The 292-nt window shown below is 59.2% G+C and carries 1 protein-coding gene; it reads right to left on the bottom strand.

Features of this window, described 5'->3' with window-relative positions; translation table 11 throughout:
- On the bottom strand, positions 1-292 hold a 292-nt coding region (locus EN862_RS36520; protein ID WP_193771651.1), incomplete at both ends, for an FAD-dependent oxidoreductase.

Consider the following 292-nt stretch of genomic DNA (forward strand, 5'->3'; position numbering starts at 1 on the left):
CCAGCCTCTTGGCTGGTCCCCAGAACCGTCGTGTTCTCGTGAATGATGGCATCGGTTGTTCGGGCGACCCGCAATATGCCCGACAGCAGTTTGGCGGGATGAAGGCCTCCGATGTCCATCCGTACGAAGCCGCCGGCGTAGAAGTCCGTGCCGATATACCGCGATACTTCCTTGCGGGGGACCGCCGACGTCTCAATCCCGAGGAAACGGTTTAAAAACTCGGCGTGGCGGCTGAGTTCATCACATTCGCGATGGTTTACCGCGCCATCGAAGAGACCCGAGAGCAAGACGT

This window comes from Mesorhizobium sp. M2E.F.Ca.ET.219.01.1.1 (assembly GCF_004016445.2).
In the GTDB taxonomy this organism is placed as follows: domain Bacteria; phylum Pseudomonadota; class Alphaproteobacteria; order Rhizobiales; family Rhizobiaceae; genus Mesorhizobium.